The following is a 20,906-nucleotide window of genomic DNA, read 5'->3' as shown; positions in this document are numbered from 1 at the left end:
CGGCGCGCGAAGTAAGGAGCGCGCCGATTGCGTGTTCGCCCGTATTCATCTTTACGCACCGGTTCTTTTTGCGTAATATGGCGCTCAGTCACGCGCTTTCATCCAGGAAAGCGCCACCTCGTCCGGCTGGATGGCCCGGCGCTTCGCTCGATCGAACGCCCGATATCGCCTCTCCCCGGTGCGTGCTCCCAGTCAATATGACCGACCAAAATCGGGCGAGCGCGTCTTGAAACTCAGCGTCCAGCTTTATCGTCCGCACCGTTTCGGTGGCGTTCGAACCTACGCAAGTCCGGTTTGAATCGAATCATTGGCCGTTCATTGACCACTCATTGACCATTTAGGGTTGACCCAAGCTGCATGAATACTCAAGAGGCGAAGATCGTCCTCGAGACTGCATTGATTTGCGCGCAGGAACCGCTGCGACTGAGTGAATTGCGTAAGCTGTTCGCCGACGACGTATCGGCGGATACCCTTCGCACGCTGCTCGAAGGCCTTCAGGCCGACTGGTCGGGCCGCGGCGTCGAATTGGTCGCGCTCGCAACGGGCTGGCGCTTTCAAAGCAAGCCGGCGATGCGGACTTATCTCGACCGCTTGCATCCGGAAAAGCCGCCGAAGTATTCGCGCGCCGTGCTTGAAACGCTTGCGATCATTGCTTACCGGCAGCCAGTAACGCGTGGCGATATCGAAGAGATTCGCGGCGTGACCGTCAACACGCAAGTGGTAAAGCAGCTTGAGGATCGGAGCTGGATCGAAGTGATCGGCCATCGCGACGTGCCCGGACGTCCGGCGCTCTACGCCACGACGAAGCAGTTTCTGGATGACCTCGGGCTGACCGCGCTCGATGAATTGCCCGCGCTGGATAATCCGTCGGCGCAACTGGAAGCGTCGTTGTTGTCGCAGCATTCGATCGACTTTCCGGATCGCGTTGCCGGCGATACACCGCCCACAGCCAGCATTGCGGATGAATCGACTGCCGCCGGGGAACATCCCGCAAGTGCGCCAGTCAACCCGAATGAAGTGTCCGAGTCCGTCATCGCGCTCACCGAGCGGGTGCAGCCCGCGGACGTAACCGCGGCACAGCCTGAAGCAACACCCGAAAGCGCCGACGCGAGTGACTCCCGCGATGCCGGTCCGGACGCCGCAATTCACGCGCAGCCACTGAGAGCCGCGCCTGAACTGCACGCGCATCCCGACGGCACGCAAGCGCACGAAGTCGACGATTCAGCCGTTCCCGCTCCGCCCGATGGCGCGCAAGACGGCCATGAACGGGACACGCGCGCATTGAACGACTTCGCTTCGGATGACGACGACTCCGAAGAACCTACGGCGCGCCGCGCCTGACGCAATTTTGCATGGCCCCTGATCCGCTTCGGCTCGCCAAAATGATCATTTCGAGACGACCGGCCGAACCGATCAGCGGAAATTTTTGACGCGCCTCACGAGACGCGCGATTCGACATTTGAGGTTGTTTTGACACATTCCCACGACAGCGATTCGCCTGATTCCGCGCGCCCCGTGCACGCCGCGGACGCCCATGAACCGGCCGACGCCGGCGAACGCACGCGCAGCGACGAGAATGGCGAAGGCGACGATCGTCCGCGCCGCGGCCTGCGCCGCGGGCCACGCAGTCTGATCGCGCGGCGCCGCGCTGTCGCCAAGACCAAGGGCGCCGAAGGCGCGCCGGGTTCACCCGACACCGCGACCGAGGCAGCGCCGGATGGCGTCGTCGCGGAACCGGTCGCAAAGCCGCGCACGGAAGCGGGCAACCGCGCGCCGCGCGCCAACGCGGCAAAGGGCGGCCGCAGGAATCCGCGCCGTGAATTGGCGGAAGCCGGTGCAAGCGAACCGGTCGATGCAATCGAGGCGCCCGTCGCCGCCGATGCCGCGCCTCAAGCCGCGCCGCGCGAAGGCGGCCGGCGCAAGAATCCGCAGCAAGCGCGCGGCAAGCGTGCCGAAGCCGCACCGGCAACGGGCGAACGCGCCGCAGCCGCCAATGTCGACGACGTTTTCGCCTACGTCACGTCCCCCGCCTTCGATGCCGACAACGGCGTAAGCGGCGTGCGCGCGCCGATGCTCCGCCGTGGCCGCAACGCGCCCCAGCAAAAGCGCGTGCTCGAACCGGACGACGACGCGCCCAAGCTGCACAAGGTTCTTGCAGATGCCGGCATGGGTTCGCGGCGCGACATGGAAGAATTGATCATCGCGGGCCGTGTATCGGTGAACGGCGAGCCGGCGCATATCGGCCAGCGCATCATGCCGACCGATCAGGTGCGTATCAACGGCAAGCCGCTCAAGCGCAAGCTGGCGAGCAAACCGCCGCGCGTCTTGCTCTATCACAAGCCGACAGGCGAAATCGTCAGTCACGCCGACTCGGAAGGCCGAGCGTCCGTGTTCGACAAGCTGCCGTCGATGAAAACCGCCAAGTGGCTCGCGGTCGGCCGCCTCGACTTCAATACCGAAGGCTTGCTGCTGCTCACGACCTCGGGCGATCTGGCGAACCGCTTCATGCATCCGCGCTATAGCGTCGAGCGCGAGTACGCGGTGCGCGTGGTCGGCCAGTTGTCGGAAGGGATGAAGCAGAAGCTTTTGAAGGGCGTCGAACTCGACGACGGTCCCGCGAACTTCCTGCGCATTCAAGATGGTGGCGGCGAAGGCACGAATCACTGGTATCACGTCGCGCTGGCTGAAGGCCGCAATCGCGAAGTGCGCCGCATGTTCGAAGCCGCGGGCTTGATGGTCAGCCGCCTGATCCGCACGCGTCACGGTCCGATCGCGTTGCCGCGCGGTCTCAAGCGTGGCCGCTGGGAAGAGCTCGAAGATAACCAGGTGCGCAGCCTGCTCGCGGCGGTGGGTCTCAAGCTGCCGACCGAAGAAAAGGGTGGCCGTAGTTCCGCACCGCGCGTGCAGCCCGATCCGATGCAGACGTCGATGGGCATCATCACGCGTGAGCCGGTGCTGATGTCGCATGCGCGCATCGCGCAGTCGCAAACGCCGGGACGCAACGGCGGCGGTCGGCGCGGCGCGGCAGGCGGCATGTCGGGCGGCTTCGGCATGGGCGGCGCGGGTGCTGGTTTCGGCGGCGGCCCGGGCAACCGGAGCGGCAATGGCACAGGCCGACGCAACGGCGCCGAGCCGAATGGCAACCGCGCGGGCGGCGGCGAGGCTAACGGCAATCGCGCACCGGGCGGCCGTGGCGGTCCTCGCGGCGCGCGTCCTCAAAGTGGTGCGCCGGGCGCGGCGGGTCCGGCCAAGCGAGCCGCGAATGGCAACGGTCCGCGCGGCAATCGTCCGGGCGGCCAGCAAAACGCGGGACAAGGCAAGCCAGGCGGTCCGGCGCGCGGCGGTCCGCGAAATCGGACGCGCGGGCGCTAGCCGTCGTCGAATCCGCGTCATTGCGGGATTCGCAAGTAACGGTCGACAGGCTTCTTCATGGCGTCGACCGTTTTTTGCAAATGCAAGCCAAAAAGTCTGTCTTCCGGCACGAAACGAGCCTGAACGGGCCGTCTACGTTTGCGTTTATCCCGAAAAATGGCTAAAATCATGAAGTCGCTGGGCACGTAGTTTTTCTCTCTGCCCTGAGTGCGATCTCGGTTGAAGAAGATGGGCGTTGCGCCCATTTTTTTTTGGCTTTTCGGTTCGGCATCTCGGGGAAGAAGGGTGCGCGCCCGCTTATGGCGCATGCCCGCAGGTGTTGTCGGCGTGGAGCGCGCGAACACCTTGGAGTGACTGTGCAACTGACGGAACTGATTGAAACCACGGTCTCGGGCTTAGGCTACGAGCTTGTCGATCTCGAGCGTTCGGGAGGCGGCATGCTGCGTATATATATCGACCATCCGGGCGGTATCGCCATCGAGGACTGCGAGAAAGTCACACGCCAGCTCCAGTATGTGCTCGAAGTCGAGAATATCGATTACGACCGGCTCGAAGTCTCGTCGCCGGGTCTCGACCGTCCGCTCAAGAAGCTGGCGGATTTCGAACGCTTCGCGGGGAGCGAAGTCGTCATCACATTGAAAAAGCCGTTGGACGGGCGCAAGTCGTACCGTGGCATTTTGCATGCCCCCGACGGCGACACGATCGGTTTGGAATTGGAAGGGAAGGACGGCGCCGCGATGCTCGATTTCACGCTCGCGGACCTCGACAAAGCACGTCTCGTCCCCAAAGTTGACTTTAGGAGCCGCAAACAATGAGTCGCGAAGTTTTGATGCTGGCGGATGCGCTGGCGCGCGAAAAGAACGTCAACAAGGACGTGGTGTATGCAGCCCTGGAGGCTGCGCTTGCATCGGCAACGAAAAAGCTGTTCGAGGAAGACGTCGACATTCGCGTGGCGATCGACCGTGAAAGCGGCGAGCACGAAACCTTCCGCCGCTGGCGCGTGGTGCCGGACGAGGCCGGCCTGCAAGAGCCGGATCAGGAAATTCTGCTGTTCGAAGCGAAGGAGCAACAGCCCGACGCGCAGGTGGACGACTTCATCGAAGAACCGATTCCGTCCATCGAATTCGGCCGTATCGGCGCCCAGGCAGCGAAGCAAGTCATCCTGCAGAAAGTGCGCGATGCCGAGCGCGAGCAAATCTTGAACGACTTCCTCGAGCGCGGCGAAAAGATCATGACCGGCTCGGTCAAGCGTCTGGACAAGGGTAATTTCATCGTCGAATCCGGTCGCGTGGAAGCGCTGCTGCGCCGCGACCAGTTGATTCCGAAGGAAAACCTGCGGGTGGGCGACCGTGTGCGCGCGTACATCGCCAAGGTCGACCGCACGGCGCGCGGCCCGCAAATCGAGCTTTCGCGCACCGCGCCCGAGTTTCTGATGAAACTGTTCGAGCTGGAAGTGCCGGAAATCGAGCAAGGCCTGCTGGAGATCAAGGCGGCCGCGCGCGATCCTGGCGTGCGTGCGAAAATCGGGGTGATCGCCTATGACAAGCGTATCGACCCGATCGGCACTTGCGTCGGCATCCGCGGTTCGCGCGTGCAGGCCGTACGCAACGAGCTTGGTGGCGAGAACGTGGACATCGTGCTATGGTCGGAAGACCCCGCCCAGTTCGTGATCGGCGCTCTCGCGCCGGCAGCCGTCCAGTCGATTGTCGTGGATGAAGAAAAGCATTCGATGGACGTCGTCGTAGACGAAAACGAACTCGCGGTTGCCATCGGCCGAAGCGGCCAGAACGTTCGACTCGCCAGCGAGCTCACCGGCTGGCAGATCAACATCATGACGCCGGACGAATCGGCGCTGAAGCAGAACGAAGAACGTGGCAAGTTGCGCGATCTGTTCATGGCGCGTCTGGATGTGGACGAGGAAGTCGCCGACATCCTGATCGACGAAGGCTTTACGAGCCTCGAAGAGATCGCGTACGTGCCGCTCAACGAAATGCTCGAGATCGAAGCCTTCGACGAAGACACGGTGCACGAACTGCGTAACCGTTCGCGCGACGCGTTGCTGACCATGGCGATCGCCAACGAAGAGAAGGTCGAAGGCGTCGCGCTCGATCTGAAGAGTCTCGAAGGAATGGACAACGAGCTTCTCGCGAAGCTCGCTGAACACCAGATCCAGACCCGCGACGAACTCGCGGAGCTGGCTGTGGATGAACTGGTCGAAATGACCGGTGTGGAAGAGGATGCCGCTAAGGCGTTGATCATGAAAGCACGTGAACACTGGTTCCAGTGAGAAATGACCATGGCGCACTGATATTTGGCGGCCGGTTTGGCCGCGTGACCCCGATCTAACCGCAAGGATATGTCCTTGCATCAAGAGGAATGAATGGCGAGTAACAACGTAGCCCAATTTGCCGCGGAACTCAAAATGCCTGCGGGCGTCCTGCTCGAGCAGTTGCAGGCGGCTGGCGTCCAGAAAGCAAGCGCGAACGACGACCTGTCCGAGACGGACAAGGCGCGTCTGCTCGATCATTTGCGCAAGTCGCACGGTTCCGCCGACGCCGACAAGCGCAAGATCACTTTGACCCGCCGGCATACGTCGGAGATCAAGCAATCTGACGCAACGGGTAAAGCTCGCACCATTCAGGTCGAGGTGCGCAAGAAGCGTGTATTCATGAAGCGCGACGAGGCCGGCGTGGAACAAGCCGCCGAGGCGCCCGCTCCGGTCGAGGAAGAAGTCGACGAAGCCGAATTGCAGCGCCGCGAGGAAGAAGCGCGTCGCGCCGCCGAGCAGCTCGAGCGCGAAGAGCGCGAGCTGAAGGAGCGTCAGGCTCAGCTCGAACGCGAGGAAAGCGAGCGTCGTCAGCGTGAGGAAGCGGCTGAAGCCGAGCGTCGTCGTCAGGAAGACGAAGCGGCGCGCCGTGCGGCTGCTGCCGCGCAGGCAGCGGAAATCTCGCGCGCGGCATCGGCTGCGCGTCAGGAAGCGCGCACGCCGCCAACGGTCGATGCAAAGGCTGAAGTGAAGCCCGAGCCGAAGGTCGACGACACCGCGCAACGCGAAGCCGCCGAAAAGGCAGCGGAAGAGAAGGCTGCCAGCGAGCGCGCCGCGCAACGCGAAGCCGCCAAGAAGGCGGAGGACGCCGCGCGCGCCGCTGCTGAAAAAACGCGTGTCGAACAGGAACAGATCGCGAAACGTCGCGCGGCAGCGGAAGCCGAAGCACGCGCCATCCGCGAGATGATGAACACGCCGCGCAAGGCGCAGGTAAAGGCGCCGGAGCCGGCGCCCGTGGTCGCCAAGCCGGCCGAAGCAGCCAAGGCTGCGGAAGCGAAGGGCACGCTGCACAAGCCGGCGCGTCCGGAAGGCGCGACGGCGGCACGTCCTGCCGTGGCGAAGAAGCCGGCAGCGGGCGGCACGGCGGCACCCGCCACGACCGCACCCGCGGGCGACAAGAAGAAGGCCGGCGGCAAGGGCGGCTGGCAGGACGACGCGTCCAAGCGCCGTGGCATCAAGACGCGCGGCGACACGAGCGGCGGCGTCGATCGCGGCTGGCGCGGTGGCCCGAAAGGTCGCGGCAAGCATCAGGAACAGACCACGTTCCAGGCGCCGACCGAGCCGATCATCCGTGAAGTGCACGTGCCGGAAACCATCTCGGTGGCCGATCTCGCGCACAAGATGGCGGTGAAGGCGTCCGAAGTCATCAAGATCATGATGAAGCTCGGCCAGATGGTCACGATCAATCAGGTGCTGGATCAGGAAACGGCGATGATCATCGTCGAGGAACTGGGCCATCGCGCGGTCGCGGCGAAGCTGGACGATCCGGAAGCGCTGCTGGTCGAAGGCGAAACCACGGAAGAAACGGCAGAGCGTCTGCCGCGTCCGCCGGTCGTCACCGTCATGGGTCACGTCGACCACGGCAAGACCTCGCTCCTGGACTACATCCGTCGCGCCAAGGTGGCGGCGGGCGAAGCGGGCGGCATCACGCAGCATATCGGCGCATATCACGTCGAAACGCCGCGTGGCGTCATCACCTTCCTCGACACGCCGGGTCACGAGGCCTTCACGGCCATGCGTGCGCGCGGTGCGAAGGCAACCGACATCGTCATTTTGGTGGTCGCGGCCGACGACGGCGTGATGCCGCAAACGAAGGAAGCCATCGCCCACGCGAAGGCGGGTGGCGTGCCTATCGTCGTGGCGATCAACAAGATCGACAAGCCGGAAGCCAATTCCGACCGCGTGAAGCAGGAACTCGTCGCGGAAGGCGTGGTGCCGGAAGAGTACGGCGGCGATTCCCCGTTCATCGAAGTGTCGGCGAAAACCGGCAAGGGTATCGACGACCTTCTGGAAAACGTGTCGTTGCAGGCCGAAGTGTTGGAGCTGAAGGCACCGATCGACGCACCGGCCAAGGGTCTCGTGATCGAAGCCAAGCTCGACAAGGGCAAGGGTCCGGTCGCAACCATCCTGGTGCAGTCGGGCACGTTGAATCGCGGCGACGTGGTTCTGGCGGGCAGCGCATACGGTCGCGTTCGCGCCATGCTGGACGAAACCGGCAAGCCGACCAAGACGGCGGGTCCGTCGATCCCGGTGGAAATCCAAGGTCTGTCGGAAGTGCCGGCTGCGGGCGAAGAAGTCATCGTGCTGCCGGACGAGCGCAAGGCGCGCGAAATCGCGCTGTTCCGTCAAGGCAAGTTCCGCGACGTCAAGCTCGCCAAGCAACAGGCCGCGAAGCTCGAGAACATGCTGGAGCAAATGGGCGAAGGCGAAGTGCAGAATCTGCCGCTCATCGTCAAGGCCGACGTGCAGGGTTCGCAGGAAGCGCTGGTGCAATCGCTGCAAAAGCTTTCGACCAACGAAGTACGCGTGCAGATCGTGCACAGCGCGGTCGGCGCGATCAGCGAGTCGGACGTCAATCTGGCGACGGCTTCGAAGGCGGTCATCATCGGCTTCAACACGCGTGCGGATGCGCAAGCCCGCAAGCTGGCGGAATCCAACGGCATCGACATTCGCTACTACAACATCATCTATGACGCTGTGGATGAAGTGAAGGCGGCAATGTCCGGCATGCTCTCGCCGGAGAAGCGCGAAACGGTTACGGGTATGGTCGAGGTGCGCCAGGTCATCCGCGTGCCGAAGATCGGCCTTATCGCAGGTTGTATGGTCACGGACGGCGTGGTCAAGCGTTCCTCTTCGGTGCGCGTGATTCGCAACAACGTCGTGATCCACACCGGCGAACTCGACTCGCTCAAGCGTTTCAAGGACGACGTCAAGGAAGTGCGTCAGGGCTTCGAGTGCGGTATCTCGATGAAGAACTTCAACGACATCGTCGAAGGCGACCAGCTGGAAGTGTTCGAAGTGACCGAAGTGGCTCGTACGCTGTAAAGCGGTAACTTGCAGCGAGCCGCCAAGGCGAGAGGGCGGAGCGGGCCGCGCGGCTCGCTCCGCCCTTTTTCTTTTGTGCGGCGCGCGATGAATATACGGAAAACATCATGGCTAAAAAACGTACTTCCCCGAATCGCAACGTGCAGATCGCCGATCAGATTCAGCGCGATCTCTCCGAGCTGATGCGCGAGGTGAAAGATCCGCGCATCGGCATGGTGACGATGCAGAGCGTCGAACTCACGCCCGATTACGCGCACGCGAAGGTCTATTTCACGACGCTCACCGGCGACCCGAAGGAAACCGAGGAAGCGTTGAACCACGCGGCCGGGCATCTGCATAACCAATTGTTCAAGCGCCTGCACATTCATACGGTGCCGACGCTGCACTTTCACTACGACCAGACGATCGAGAAGGCCGTGGAGATGTCGCGTCTGATCGACGAAGCGAACGCCTCGCGCGCCAAAGACGACGAAGAAGGCGCCTGAGCGATGAGCGGTGCAACGAAGGACTCGCCGCGCCCGAAGATTGCCCGGCGCGCGCTAGATGGCGTGTTGCTGCTGGACAAGCCGCTCGGTCTGTCTAGCAACGACGCGCTCATCAAGGCGAAGCGGCTTTTTCTCGCGAAGAAGGCGGGACACACGGGTACGCTCGATCCCCTCGCGACGGGTTTGCTGCCGCTTTGTTTCGGTGAAGCAACCAAGTTTTCGCAGGATTTGCTCGAAGCCGACAAGACCTACGAAGCGACGATGCGCCTCGGTATGCGCACGACGACGGGCGACGCGGAAGGCGAAGCCATCGACGAGCGCGCGGTGACGTGCGACGAAGCGGCTGTGCGAGATGCCATGACGCGCTTTCTCGGCGAGATCGTGCAAATTCCACCGATGTATTCCGCGCTGAAACGTGACGGCAAGCCGCTCTACGAATACGCGCGCGCGGGACAGACCGTGGAGCGCGAAGGGCGCAACGTCACCATCCACGCGTTAGAGATGATCGCGTGTGCGTTGCCGCTCGTCACGTTTCGCGTGACCTGCAGCAAGGGCACGTATGTACGCACCCTGGCTGAGGATATCGGTGAGACGTTGGGATGCGGCGCGCATCTGACGGCGTTGCGGCGGACGGGCGTGGGCGCGTTGACGCTCGACCATGCGGTGACGCTCGATGCATTGGCGAACATTGATGAAACCGCGCGCGATGCGTGGCTTCAGCCGGTGGATGCGCTGCTGTCGACGTTCCCGGAAGTGCGTCTGGACGACGATGCCACCCGGCGTTTTTTGCATGGCCAGCGCCTCAAGCTGTCGGATGTATCGACGGACATGCTCGAAGCGGGCCGCGTGCGCGTGTACACGCAAGAAGGCGGACGGCTGCTTGGCGTGGCGAAAGCGGGCGAGGGCGTGCTTGCGCCGGAACGGTTGATCGTCACGGCGGGCTGAGCGAGTCAGCGACGCCAGACTTGCAACCTGCGCAACGAAAAAAAGCCCAGACGAGAAGTCTGGGCTTTTTTACGTCCACGCTGAACGAACCGCAACGATCAATGCGCCGCCGATGCCGCCGCCGCTGAATCTCCGCCGCCGGAGCGTTCGGGCTTCGTGATCCAGATCAATGCGATCAGCGCGACGAAAATCCCCGCCGAGATATAGAACATGTCGTTCACGCCGAGCTGCGCGGCCTGCTGCGTCGCCATGCTGTTGAATAGACCGTAAGTCTGATCGTGCGAATAGCCGATTGCGCCCATCTGCTGCATCGAATTGGTGAAGTTCGGATTGAACGAATTCGCCTGCTCCACCAGTTGCACGTGATGAACGATCGACCGATGCTCCCAGGCCGTCGAAAAAATCGACGTGCCGATACCGCCGCACATGATCCGCACGAAGTTCGACAAGCCCGACGCCGCCGGAATGCGATGCCCCGGCAAACCCGACAGCGTGATCGACACCAGCGGAATGAAGAAGCCCGCCATCGCGATACCCTGAATCAGCGTGGGCAGCGTGAGCGACCAGGTATCGACGCCCGTGGTGTAGCGCGAACGCATCCAGAAGCACAGCGCGAACACGAGGAACGCGGCGGTTGCAATCCGGCGCGGATCGGTGCGCGGCAGGAATTTGCCCGTGATCGGCGAGAGCAGTACCGCGAACAATCCGACGGGCGCCATCACGAGCCCGGCGTCGGTGGCCGTGTAGCCGATCACCGTTTGCAGCCATAGCGGCAACAACACGAGATTGCCAAAGTAGAGCCCATAGCCGACCGAGAGCGCGATGGTCCCGCCCGAGAAGTTGCGCAGCGCGAACAACGACAGATCGACGACCGGATGCTCCGCCGTCAGCTCCCACACGATGAAGAACGCGAACGCGATCACCGCGACCAGCGCGAGCACGACGATGGTCGTCGAATTGAACCAGTCGAGATCCTTTCCCTTGTCGAGCATGATCTGCAGCGAGCCGACCCAGACTACGAGCAAGCCGAGCCCGACCGAATCGATGGGCGCTTTACGGATGGCCGAATCGCGGTCGCGGAAAATCATGAACGTCGCGATGGCCGCAATGAAGCCGACCGGAATGTTCACGTAGAAGATCCACGGCCATGAGATGTTGTCCGAGATCCAGCCGCCGAGAATCGGCCCGGCGACAGGCGCAATGAGCGTGGTCATCGACCACATGGATAACGCGATGGGCGCTTTCTCGCGCGGGTAGCTCGCGAGCAGGAGCGTTTGCGACAGCGGGATCATCGGGCCGGCGACCGCGCCTTGCAGCACGCGCGCGGCGAGCAGGAAGGGCAGCGTCGGCGCGAGTCCGCACAGCCATGAAGCGATCACGAAGAGAATGATCGAGCCGAGAAACAGCTTCACTTGCCCGATGCGCTGCGTGAGCCAGCCGGTGAGCGGCACTGAGATGGCGTTGGCGACCGCGAACGACGTGATGACCCACGTGCCCTGATCGGACGAGACACCGAGATCGCCCGAGATCGACGGAATCGAGACGTTCGCGATCGACGTGTCGAGCACGTTCATGAACACGGCGAGCGACACGGCGATCGTCCCGATGACGAGCTTCCCGCCCGTCAGCGGCGGATGAACGACGTTGGCTTGAGACATCGATGAGGTCCGTGTCCGCTTACATCAGCTTGGCGGCCGAGGCGGACTTCGCCGCCGCGCCGTTGCCGCGCGAGGACGAAGCGCCCGACGAAGCCTGCGGACCATTGCCCGCGTTCTGCTGGATGATGCGCGCGATTTCCTGATCGGCCTGATCGCCGTACTTGTCGAACACGTTGGTCTGATAAACCGTGTTCGGCGCCTGGCCGAGCTGGCCGCCTTGTTCATCCTTGATGGTCACGTCGACATCCATCGACAGGCCGATACGCAACGGATGCTGCTCCAGTTCCTTCGGATCGAGCGCGATACGCACCGGCAGCCGTTGCACCACCTTGATCCAGTTACCGGTCGCGTTCTGGGCGGGCAAAAGCGAGAAGGCCGAACCCGTGCCGGCCGAGAAGCCGACGACCTTGCCGTGATAGACCACGCTCGAACCGTACAGGTCGGCCGTCAGATCGACCGGCTGGCCAATGCGCATGTGCTTGAGCTGCACTTCCTTGAAGTTGGCATCGACCCACACGCCGTTGAGCGGCACGATGGCCATCAGCGGATTGCCCGGCGCCACGCGTTGGCCGACCTGCACCGAACGCTTCGCGACATAACCCGTCACCGGCGCGGGCAGCGTGTTGCGCGCGTAGTTGATGTACGCGTCGCGCACCTTGGCGGCGGCGGCGAGCACGTTCGGGTGATCCGCGATCGTCGTGTTCGAGGTCAGCGAACGGTTCGACGCGAGTTCCTGCTGGGCCGAATCGAGCGCCGCCTGCGCGCCGCGCACGGCGTCGCGAGCGTGCGAGATTTCTTCCAGCGATACCGCGCCCGTTTGCGCGACCGTCATGCGGCGGCGCAAATCGTCCTGGGCACGCGAGAGGTCGGAGCGACGCAGCGCGATCTGCGCTTCGTACTGGTTGTTGTTGACGAAGAAGGTGCGTACCTGACGCACGGTCTGCGCGAGATTCGCTTCCGCCTGATCGAGCGCGACCTTCGAGTCGGCGGGATCGAGCGCGACGAGCGGGTCGCCGACCTTCACCGTCTGGGTATCGTCCGCATTCACCGAAATGACCGTGCCGACCACTTGCGGCGTGATTTGCACGACGTTGCCGTTCACGTAGGCGTCGTCGGTGGACTCGTGAAAGCGCGCGACGAGGAAGTAGTACAGGCCGTAAGCCACGGCGGCGATGATGACGACGAGCACGATCAGCGTCATGAGCACGCGGCGTTTGCCGTTGCGCTGCTTGGGCGCGGGAGCGGCGGCGGCTGCGGCGGCGTTTTGTTGAGGGTCGCTCATTGAAGGCTCCGAATGTTTCGTATTTATCTTGATGCGTGTTCTTGTACTTGGGCGCGGCTCAGTTCTACTGCGCCGGTTGGCTTGCCGTCTGTTGCGTGCCCTTGGGCTGTCCGCTGCCGTCGATCGCGAGATTCGAATCGGTCGCGTCGAATCCGCCGCCGAGCGATTTGATCAGCGCGATCTGCAGGTCGCTGCGCCTCAAGCGCAGATTGGTCACGGTCTGCTCGTTGGCGAGGCGGTTCTGGTCGGCCGTCAGCACTTGCAGTTGCGGCGACAGCCCGGCCTTGTAGCGGATCACCGCGAGCTCGTAGGCGTTCGACGCCGCCGCGAGCGCGCTTTGGGCGTCGCCCATCTGACGGTCGAGCGAGCGGATGGCCGAGATATTGGTCGCCACGTCGTTCATCGCGTTGATGAGCGTCTGATTGTAGTTGGCGACGTCGCCTTCGAAGTCGGCATAACGGCCCTTCAACTGGGCGCGCAGTGCGCCGGCATCGAAGATCGGCAGATGGATGGCCGGACCGGCCTGGACCTGACGGCTGCTCGAAGTGAGGAAGCGGCCCCAGCCGAACGCGTCGAAACCGAAGCCCGCGGCGAGGTTGATGTCCGGGAAGAACTCGGCCTTCGCTTCCTTGATGTTGTGCGTCGCCGACTCGACCTGCCAGCGTGCCGCGACGATGTCCGGACGGCGCGCGACGAGGTCGGCGGGCACGTTGTCGGGCAGCGCGACGGTGACGTTCGAATTGATCACCGGATTGGCGATCTGCAGGCCGCGATCCGGACCCTTGCCCAACAGCGCCGCGAGCTGATAGCGCACCGACTCGATTTGGCCGTCGAGTTCGCTGAGGTTGGTCTGGCTCGTCGCGGTGTTGCCTTCGGCGGTGCGGCGTTCCACGTTGGTATCGAGACCGGCGGTCACGCGTCCGTTGGTGATGCGGCCCACGTTCTCGCGATTCGAAATCTCGCGCTGGGTGACATCGCGCAGTGCGTAAAGCAACGCAAGCTGGTTATACGTGCGCGCCACCGACGCCGCGAGCGTGACGCGCGCCTGCTGCATGTCGGCCTCGGCCGCCTTTTCCAGCGAGACCGCTTGATTCAGACGCGCGCGATTCTTGCCCCAGAGGTCGAGATCCCAAGACGCGCTGGCAAGCACGTTGTTCTCGCTGAACCACGTTCCACCGTAGGGCGGCGGAAACAGCGCGTTGGCGGAGTAGAGCTCGCGAGTCCACGAATACGAACCGTTGACCTTAGGCGACAGCGCCGAACGCGAGGTTTCGATATACGACGATGCCTTTGCAATTCGCGATTGCGCCTGCGCAATGCTCGGATTGTCCGCGAGCGCTTCGTCGATGAGTTGCGGCAATTGCGGGTCGCCGAACTGCTTTGCCCAGTCGAGCGACGGCCACTGGCCGCCTTGTCCCGGCACGCTTTGCGTGGCGCTGTAATTGTCGGGTGTGGCGATCGTCTTGTCGCTCGAAATGCCCGAATAGTTCGCGCATCCGGCGATTGCCAGCGCGGCAGCGGCGGCCGCCAACGCGGTCTTCGCGCTTCCCGGCAGCCCGATGCCTCGGAGCGCCGGCAAGGATAGGTGTTTCATCGCTCGTCTCTTGAGATGAGAATTAAAGATGGACGTTGCAATCATTTTTTTGCGCCGCAGCGGCGGATTTGCTTGTCATCGCAATGACGTCGCGGGCTTGTCGTTTGCGCTCAACGCGAGGGCTGCGGCGGAGTCGCACGAGTTTGCCAGTACGCGTCGCAGCATGCTCTTGAGAAAGCCGACTTCTTCGGGCGTGAAGCCTGCAAGAAGATTGTCCAGGACGCTCGTGAAGATGGCGGGCACTTGTTCGGCCATCACGCGGCCGTCTTCGGTGAGCGCAAGTCGAACCACGCGCCGGTCCGCCTCGCTGCGCACGCGCGACAGCAGGCCGCGCTTCTCCAGCCGGTCGATCAGACGCGTGACCGCGCTTGCGTCGATACCGTACTCACGTGCAATATCCGCCGCCGTCGCGCATTTGCCCACCGCCAGCATGAACATAATGCTCGCCTGCGTTCCGGTAATGCCGAGCTCGGAGGAGGTGTGCTGCGTCACCATGTTCCACATGGTCGAGCGCACCCGGCTGATGAGGTAGCCCACGCTTTCGCTCAGGACGTAATCGCCGATGCCAGCGGGTTTCGGAGCCTCACTCATTGTAAATTCTTGTGCGGTCGCAATAATTGACTAGGCAGTATTATAGGTAGGGCAACATGTCGCTGCAAGAATCTTTTCCAGGAACGCTTAATAATCGGCCGGGGCGGCCCGCCGCACTAAGCCGAGAGCGTTTTTCACATAGCTGACGCGGCGGCGGCGCAACATCGCAATTACGGGTCGCGGCCTATTGTCAGAAAGTGACTTCCGTGCGTGCTATAATTTACGGTTCTCACCGCGCCGGGACCGTGATTCACATGCAACTGCGCCGACTGACGAGCCGTCCGAAGTAACAAGCGAAGTAACGAGCCAAGTACCCGCGAAGTACAAGACGAAGTACCCGCGAAGTACAAGAACTACGTCCGAAAGACATAAGCCGGACGGAATGCAGCGCACAAGGAACTTGCGCGCTGCCGGACAAGCTCAGTCGGAACAGCATTGCGTCAAAGACGGCCTGCCGAGCCACGACGCCTCCTTATCCAGAATGTTCTGGATGGACTCAGGCCTGCTTCGACGGCGCATAACCAAGATACCTTCTATGACTCGCGCCCTACGCAATATCGCAATCATCGCCCACGTCGACCACGGCAAGACCACGCTCGTCGACCAGTTGCTCCGTCAATCGGGCACGTTCCGGGAAAACCAACAGGTCGCGGAACGGGTCATGGACTCGAACGACATCGAAAAAGAACGTGGCATCACGATCCTGGCGAAGAATTGCGCGGTCGAATACGAAGGCACGCACATCAATATCGTCGACACGCCGGGACACGCCGACTTCGGCGGTGAAGTGGAGCGTGTGCTCTCCATGGTCGATTCCGTGCTGTTGCTCGTCGACGCCGTCGAAGGCCCGATGCCGCAAACGCGCTTCGTGACCAAGAAGGCGCTCGCGCTCGGGCTTAAGCCCATCGTCGTCATCAACAAGGTGGACCGTCCGGGCGCGCGTATCGACTGGGTAATTAACCAGACGTTCGATCTGTTCGACAAGCTGGGCGCGACCGAAGAGCAACTCGACTTCCCGATCGTCTACGCGTCGGGCCTGAACGGCTATGCCGGTCTCGACCCCGAAGTGCGCGAAGGCACCATGCGTCCGCTCTTCGAAGCCATTCTGGAACACGTGCCGGTGCGCCCGTCGGACCCAGATGGTCCCCTGCAACTGCAGATCACTTCGCTCGACTACAACTCGTATGTCGGCCGTATCGGCGTGGGTCGCGTGGCGCGCGGCCGTATTCGCCCGGGCATGCAAGTGGCCGTGCGTTCGGGTCCGGACGGCGCGATCATCAATCGCAAGATCAATCAGGTGCTGTCGTTCCACGGCCTCGAGCGCGTGCAGGTCGAAGAAGCGCAAGCAGGCGACATCGTGCTGATCAACGGTATCGAGGAAATCGGTATCGGCGTGACCATCTGCGCGCCGGAAAATCCCGAAGCGCTGCCCATGATCACCGTCGACGAACCCACGCTCACGATGAACTTCCTCGTGAACTCGTCGCCGCTCGCGGGCAAGGAAGGCAAGTTCGTGACGAGCCGCCAGATTCGCGACCGTCTCACGAAGGAACTGAACCACAACGTGGCGCTGCGCGTGAAAGACACGGGCGACGAAACCACGTTCGAAGTGTCGGGTCGCGGCGAACTGCATCTGACCATTCTGGTCGAGAACATGCGCCGTGAAGGTTACGAACTCGCCGTGTCGCGTCCGCGCGTGGTGCTGCAGGAAATCGACGGCGTGAAGCACGAGCCGTATGAAAACCTGACGGTCGATATCGAAGACCAGCATCAGGGTGGCGTGATGGAAGAACTCGGCCGTCGCAAGGGCGAAATGCTCGACATGACGTCCGACGGCCGTGGCCGTACGCGTCTCGAATACAAGATTTCGGCGCGCGGTCTGATCGGTTTCCAGAGCGAATTCCTGACGCTTACGCGCGGCACGGGTCTGATGAGCCATACGTTCGACTCGTACTCGCCGGTGAAGGAAGGTTCGGTCGGCGAACGTCGCAACGGCGTGCTGATCTCGCAAGACGATGGCGCCGCTGTCGCCTATGCACTGTGGAAGCTGCAGGATCGCGGCCGCATGTTCGTGACGCCGGGCGACGCGCTGTACGAAGGCATGATCATCGGTATCCATAGCCGCGACAACGACCTGGTCGTGAACCCGATCAAGGGTAAGCAGCTTACCAACGTGCGCGCATCGGGTACGGACGAAGCCGTGCGTCTCGTGCCGCCGGTTCAGCTGTCGCTGGAATACGCGGTCGAGTTCATCGACGACGACGAACTCGTCGAGGTGACGCCGCAGTCCATCCGCCTGCGCAAGCGTCATCTGAAGGAACACGAGCGTCGTCGCGCGAGCCGTGAAGGCGCAACCGACTAATGCGTTCGTTCGCATGCATGTGACAAAGCCGCCTTCCGGCGGCTTTTTTTATCTCATCGCTAAAGCTTCCGAAAGCGCTGCCGACGCGCGCGCAATAACATCGCTTGCTTATCGCGCGAATGCCCGCACATCTGCGTTACAGAAGGGCGAAGCCGAGGCTCCAAGGTGCGACCACCTGTCATATGACGATTGGTTCTGTGCTATGCTAATCGGATTAGCTGTCGCTTTTTAGGTCCTTCCAAGCAGACTTGATTCGCGCAATCCGCTAAACGGTCAGGCCGTGGCGCGGAAGGTTTCTTAACCCGCACTTCCTCGAGAAACTCGAAGAAAGGTGAGCGTAAAATGATGAAGCAATTCCAGTCGAACTCCTATTTGTTCGGCGGTAACGCTCCGTACGTAGAAGAACTGTACGAGCAATATCTAGACAACCCGGCGTCGGTCCCCGAGACCTGGCGCACCTATTTCGACGCGCTTCAGAACGTGCCAGCATCCGACGGCACGGCTCAGAGCGACGTGGCTCACGGCCCTATCGTCGAATCCTTTGCGCAGCGCGCGAAGTCCAACGCCTTCGTTCCTCGTGAAGGCGGCGGCGAAGATCTCGCCACCGCGCGCAAGCAGGTCTACGTCCAGTCACTGATCGGCGCATATCGCTTCCTCGGCTCGCAACTGGCCGACCTCGATCCGCTCAAGCGCCGCGAGCGTCCGCATATTCCTGAACTCGAACCTGCGTTCTACGACTTCACCGAAGCCGACATGGACCAGACGTTCAGCGCCACGAACCTGTATTTCGGTTTCGAGCGCGCGAGCCTGCGCGAGATCGTCAAGGCATTGCGTGACACGTATTGCGGCAAGATCGGCGCCGAATACATGTACATCAGCGACCCTGAACAAAAGCGCTGGTGGAAAGAGAAGCTCGAGTCGACGCGTTCGACGCCCAACTTCTCGAACGACAAGAAGAAGCACATCCTGAATCGCCTGACGGCCGCCGAAGGCCTCGAGCGTTTCCTGCACACCAAGTACGTCGGTCAGAAGCGCTTCTCGCTGGAAGGCGGCGAGAGCTTCATCGCGTCGATGGACGAAGTCGTCCGTCACGCAGGCGCGAACGGCGTGCAGGAAATCGTCATCGGCATGGCGCACCGCGGGCGTCTGAACGTGCTGGTCAATACGCTCGGCAAGATGCCCGCCGACCTCTTCGCCGAATTCGAAGGCAAGCACGTCGATGACCTGCCGGCTGGCGACGTCAAGTATCACAAGGGTTTCTCGTCGGACGTCTCGACCGATGGCGGCCCGGTTCACCTGTCGCTCGCGTTCAACCCGTCGCATCTGGAAATCGTGAACCCGGTGGTCGAAGGGTCGGCGAAGGCGCGGATGGATCGCCGTGGCGACGAAGAAGGCCTGCAAGTGCTGCCGGTGCAGATTCACGGCGACGCCGCTTTCGCGGGCCAGGGCGTCGTGATGGAAACGCTGAATCTCGCGCAGACGCGCGGCTACGGCACGCACGGCACGCTGCATATCGTCATCAACAATCAGATCGGTTTCACGACCTCGGACCCGCGCGACTCGCGCTCGACGCTGTACTGCTCGGACGTCGTCAAGATGATCGAAGCGCCGGTGCTGCACGTGAACGGCGACGATCCCGAAGCCGTGGTGCTCGCCACGCAGCTCGCCATCGACTTCCGCACGAAGTTCCATAAGGACGTGGTCGTCGATATCGTCTGCTTCCGCAAGCTCGGCCACAACGAGCAGGACACGCCGGCGGTCACGCAGCCGCTGATGTACAAGACCATTGCCAAGCATCCGGGCACGCGCGCGCTGTATGCCGAAAAGCTCGTGCAGCAAGGCGTCATCACGCCCGAAGTCGCGGACGAATACGTCAAGGCGTACCGTACGGCAATGGACGAAGGTCACCACACCATCGACCCGGTGCTCTCGAACTATAAGAGCAAGTACGCGGTCGACTGGGTGCCGTTCCTGAATCGCAAGTGGACCGACGCGGCCGACACCGCCGTGCCGCTCGCCGAACTCAAGCGGCTGGCCGAGCGCATCACCACGATCCCGGAAAACTTCAAGGTGCATCCGCTCGTCGAGCGCGTGATCAACGATCGCCGCGCCATGGGCCGTGGCGAAGCCAAGCTCGACTGGGGCATGGGCGAGCATCTCGCGTTCGCGTCGCTGGTCGCTTCGGGTTATGCGGTGCGTCTGACGGGTCAGGACTCGGGCCGCGGCACGTTCACGCACCGTCACGCGGTGCTGCACGATCAGAACCGCGAACGCTGGAACGACGGCACGTACATTCCGCTGCAGAACATCGCCGAAGGTCAGGCCAAGTTCTCGGTGATCGACTCCGTGTTGTCCGAAGAAGCCGTGCTCGGTTTCGAATACGGTTATTCGACCGCCGAGCCGAACACGTTCGTCGCGTGGGAAGCGCAGTTCGGCGACTTCGTGAACGGCGCGCAGGTCGTGATCGACCAGTTCATCTCGTCGGGCGAAGTGAAATGGGGCCGCGTCTCGGGTCTCACCATGCTGCTGCCGCACGGCTACGAAGGTCAAGGTCCGGAGCACTCGTCGGCACGTATCGAACGTTTCCTGCAGTTGTGCGCGGATCACAACATGCAAGTGGTGCAGCCCACCACGCCGGCGCAAATCTTCCATCTGTTGCGCCGCCAGATGATCCGCTTGTTCAGAAAGCCGCTGATCATCGCCACGCCGAAGTCGCTTCTGCGTCACAAGGAAGCCGTGTCGGACCTGTCGGAACTGGCGAAGGGTTCGTTCCAGCCGGTCATCGGCGAAGTGGACGAAGCCATCGACGCGAAGAAGGTCAAGCGCGTGGTCGTCTGCTCGGGCCGCGTGTATTACGACATCGTCGCGCATCGCCGCGAAGCGAAGAGCAACGACGTCGCCATCGTGCGTATCGAGCAGCTCTATCCGTTCGCGCACAAGCAGTTCGACGCGGAACTCAAGAAATACGAGAACGCGACCGAAGTGGTCTGGGTGCAGGACGAGCCGCAGAACCAGGGCGCCTGGTTCTACATCGAGCACCATCTGCGTGAAGGCATGAAGGACGGCATGAAGCTCGCATATAGCGGCCGTCCGGCTTCGGCTTCGCCCGCGGTCGGTTATTACGCGAAGCACTACGAGCAACAGAAGGCGCTCGTGGAAGGCGCGTTCGGCCGCCTCAAGGGCGCGCAGGTGATCGCGAAGTAACACGGCTTGACGGGACCGCGCGGGCAAGGCTCGCCGGTCCCG

The 20,906-nt window shown here is 62.5% G+C and carries 14 protein-coding genes; 9 read left to right on the top strand and 5 right to left on the bottom strand.

Annotated features, from left to right (window positions below; genetic code table 11):
- Positions 1 to 357 precede the first annotated feature (357 nt).
- Together scpB and LDZ28_RS07995 are read left to right on the top strand one after the other, a co-directional pair.
- Positions 358 to 1,341 carry an SMC-Scp complex subunit ScpB gene (gene scpB, locus LDZ28_RS08000; RefSeq protein ID WP_244825408.1) on the top strand — a complete coding sequence of 328 codons (984 nt, stop codon included), beginning with the start codon at positions 358 to 360 and terminating at the stop codon, positions 1,339 to 1,341.
- Between the two features lie 129 nt (positions 1,342 to 1,470).
- Entirely contained in the window at positions 1,471 to 3,372 is a 1,902-nt protein-coding gene (locus LDZ28_RS07995) for a pseudouridine synthase (RefSeq protein WP_244825407.1), read from the top strand.
- A 17-nt stretch (positions 3,373 to 3,389) separates the two neighbouring features.
- Here LDZ28_RS07995 and LDZ28_RS07990 read toward each other — a convergent pair whose 3' ends face one another.
- Entirely contained in the window at positions 3,390 to 3,680 is a 291-nt protein-coding gene (locus LDZ28_RS07990; RefSeq protein WP_244825406.1) for a hypothetical protein, read from the bottom strand.
- A 48-nt stretch (positions 3,681 to 3,728) separates the two neighbouring features.
- Here LDZ28_RS07990 and rimP point away from each other — a divergent pair, with 48 nt between their 5' ends.
- The 5 genes from rimP (at position 3,729) to truB (ending at position 10,173) form a co-directional block, all read left to right on the top strand.
- A complete protein-coding gene (gene rimP, locus LDZ28_RS07985; protein ID WP_244828058.1) occupies positions 3,729 to 4,187 on the top strand; it encodes a ribosome maturation factor RimP in 459 nt (152 codons plus the stop codon).
- The gene (nusA, locus tag LDZ28_RS07980; RefSeq protein ID WP_244825405.1) at positions 4,184 to 5,659 is read left to right on the top strand and encodes a transcription termination factor NusA; all 1,476 of its coding nucleotides are present in this window, start codon (positions 4,184 to 4,186) and stop codon (positions 5,657 to 5,659) included. The genes rimP and nusA overlap by 4 nt, the downstream gene beginning before the upstream one ends.
- Before the next feature lie 93 nt (positions 5,660 to 5,752).
- Complete coding sequence (gene infB, locus LDZ28_RS07975) at positions 5,753 to 8,743, top strand: translation initiation factor IF-2 (protein WP_244825404.1); 2,991 nt, start codon at positions 5,753 to 5,755, stop codon at positions 8,741 to 8,743.
- A gap of 107 nt (positions 8,744 to 8,850) precedes the next feature.
- Positions 8,851 to 9,228 (top strand): 30S ribosome-binding factor RbfA, encoded by a 378-nt coding sequence (gene rbfA / locus LDZ28_RS07970; protein ID WP_244825403.1) that lies wholly within the window; start codon positions 8,851 to 8,853, stop codon positions 9,226 to 9,228.
- 3 nt (positions 9,229 to 9,231) lie between these two features.
- A complete protein-coding gene (gene truB, locus LDZ28_RS07965) occupies positions 9,232 to 10,173 on the top strand; it encodes a tRNA pseudouridine(55) synthase TruB (RefSeq protein ID WP_244825402.1) in 942 nt (313 codons plus the stop codon).
- A gap of 98 nt (positions 10,174 to 10,271) precedes the next feature.
- Here the strand turns inward: truB and LDZ28_RS07960 are convergent, their stop codons facing one another.
- From LDZ28_RS07960 to LDZ28_RS07945, 4 genes are all read right to left on the bottom strand, one after another.
- A complete protein-coding gene (locus LDZ28_RS07960; protein ID WP_244825401.1) occupies positions 10,272 to 11,831 on the bottom strand; it encodes a DHA2 family efflux MFS transporter permease subunit in 1,560 nt (519 codons plus the stop codon).
- A 19-nt stretch (positions 11,832 to 11,850) separates the two neighbouring features.
- A complete protein-coding gene (locus tag LDZ28_RS07955; protein ID WP_244825400.1) occupies positions 11,851 to 13,113 on the bottom strand; it encodes an HlyD family efflux transporter periplasmic adaptor subunit in 1,263 nt (420 codons plus the stop codon).
- A 64-nt stretch (positions 13,114 to 13,177) separates the two neighbouring features.
- Complete coding sequence (locus tag LDZ28_RS07950; RefSeq protein ID WP_244825399.1) at positions 13,178 to 14,707, bottom strand: efflux transporter outer membrane subunit; 1,530 nt, start codon at positions 14,705 to 14,707, stop codon at positions 13,178 to 13,180.
- A 75-nt stretch (positions 14,708 to 14,782) separates the two neighbouring features.
- Positions 14,783 to 15,298, bottom strand: coding sequence for a MarR family winged helix-turn-helix transcriptional regulator (locus LDZ28_RS07945; RefSeq protein ID WP_244825398.1), 516 nt, complete (start codon positions 15,296 to 15,298; stop codon positions 14,783 to 14,785).
- Between the two features lie 535 nt (positions 15,299 to 15,833).
- Between LDZ28_RS07945 and typA the strand changes: the two genes are divergently transcribed.
- Together typA and LDZ28_RS07935 are read left to right on the top strand one after the other, a co-directional pair.
- Complete coding sequence (gene typA, locus LDZ28_RS07940) at positions 15,834 to 17,660, top strand: translational GTPase TypA (protein ID WP_244825397.1); 1,827 nt, start codon at positions 15,834 to 15,836, stop codon at positions 17,658 to 17,660.
- Positions 17,661 to 18,002: 342 nt separating this feature from the next.
- Positions 18,003 to 20,864, top strand: coding sequence for a 2-oxoglutarate dehydrogenase E1 component (locus LDZ28_RS07935; protein WP_244825396.1), 2,862 nt, complete (start codon positions 18,003 to 18,005; stop codon positions 20,862 to 20,864).
- The last annotated feature ends 42 nt before the right edge of the window (positions 20,865 to 20,906 follow it).

The organism is Caballeronia sp. TF1N1 (assembly GCF_022878925.1).
Taxonomy (GTDB): Bacteria; Pseudomonadota; Gammaproteobacteria; order Burkholderiales; family Burkholderiaceae; genus Caballeronia.
Note: the sequence above shows the minus strand (reverse complement) of the source record. Positions and strands in the feature narration are given on the sequence as shown.

Coding starts and splice junctions, on each gene's coding strand:
- scpB (WP_244825408.1), top strand. CDS start 358: ATGAATACTCAAGAGGCGAAGATCGTCCTCGAGACTGCATTGATTTGC.
- LDZ28_RS07990 (WP_244825406.1), bottom strand. CDS start 3,680: ATGCGCCATAAGCGGGCGCGCACCCTTCTTCCCCGAGATGCCGAACCG.
- nusA (WP_244825405.1), top strand. CDS start 4,184: ATGAGTCGCGAAGTTTTGATGCTGGCGGATGCGCTGGCGCGCGAAAAG.
- infB (WP_244825404.1), top strand. CDS start 5,753: ATGGCGAGTAACAACGTAGCCCAATTTGCCGCGGAACTCAAAATGCCT.
- rbfA (WP_244825403.1), top strand. CDS start 8,851: ATGGCTAAAAAACGTACTTCCCCGAATCGCAACGTGCAGATCGCCGAT.
- truB (WP_244825402.1), top strand. CDS start 9,232: ATGAGCGGTGCAACGAAGGACTCGCCGCGCCCGAAGATTGCCCGGCGC.
- LDZ28_RS07960 (WP_244825401.1), bottom strand. CDS start 11,831: ATGTCTCAAGCCAACGTCGTTCATCCGCCGCTGACGGGCGGGAAGCTC.
- LDZ28_RS07955 (WP_244825400.1), bottom strand. CDS start 13,113: ATGAGCGACCCTCAACAAAACGCCGCCGCAGCCGCCGCCGCTCCCGCG.
- LDZ28_RS07950 (WP_244825399.1), bottom strand. CDS start 14,707: ATGAAACACCTATCCTTGCCGGCGCTCCGAGGCATCGGGCTGCCGGGA.
- LDZ28_RS07945 (WP_244825398.1), bottom strand. CDS start 15,298: ATGAGTGAGGCTCCGAAACCCGCTGGCATCGGCGATTACGTCCTGAGC.
- typA (WP_244825397.1), top strand. CDS start 15,834: ATGACTCGCGCCCTACGCAATATCGCAATCATCGCCCACGTCGACCAC.
- LDZ28_RS07935 (WP_244825396.1), top strand. CDS start 18,003: ATGATGAAGCAATTCCAGTCGAACTCCTATTTGTTCGGCGGTAACGCT.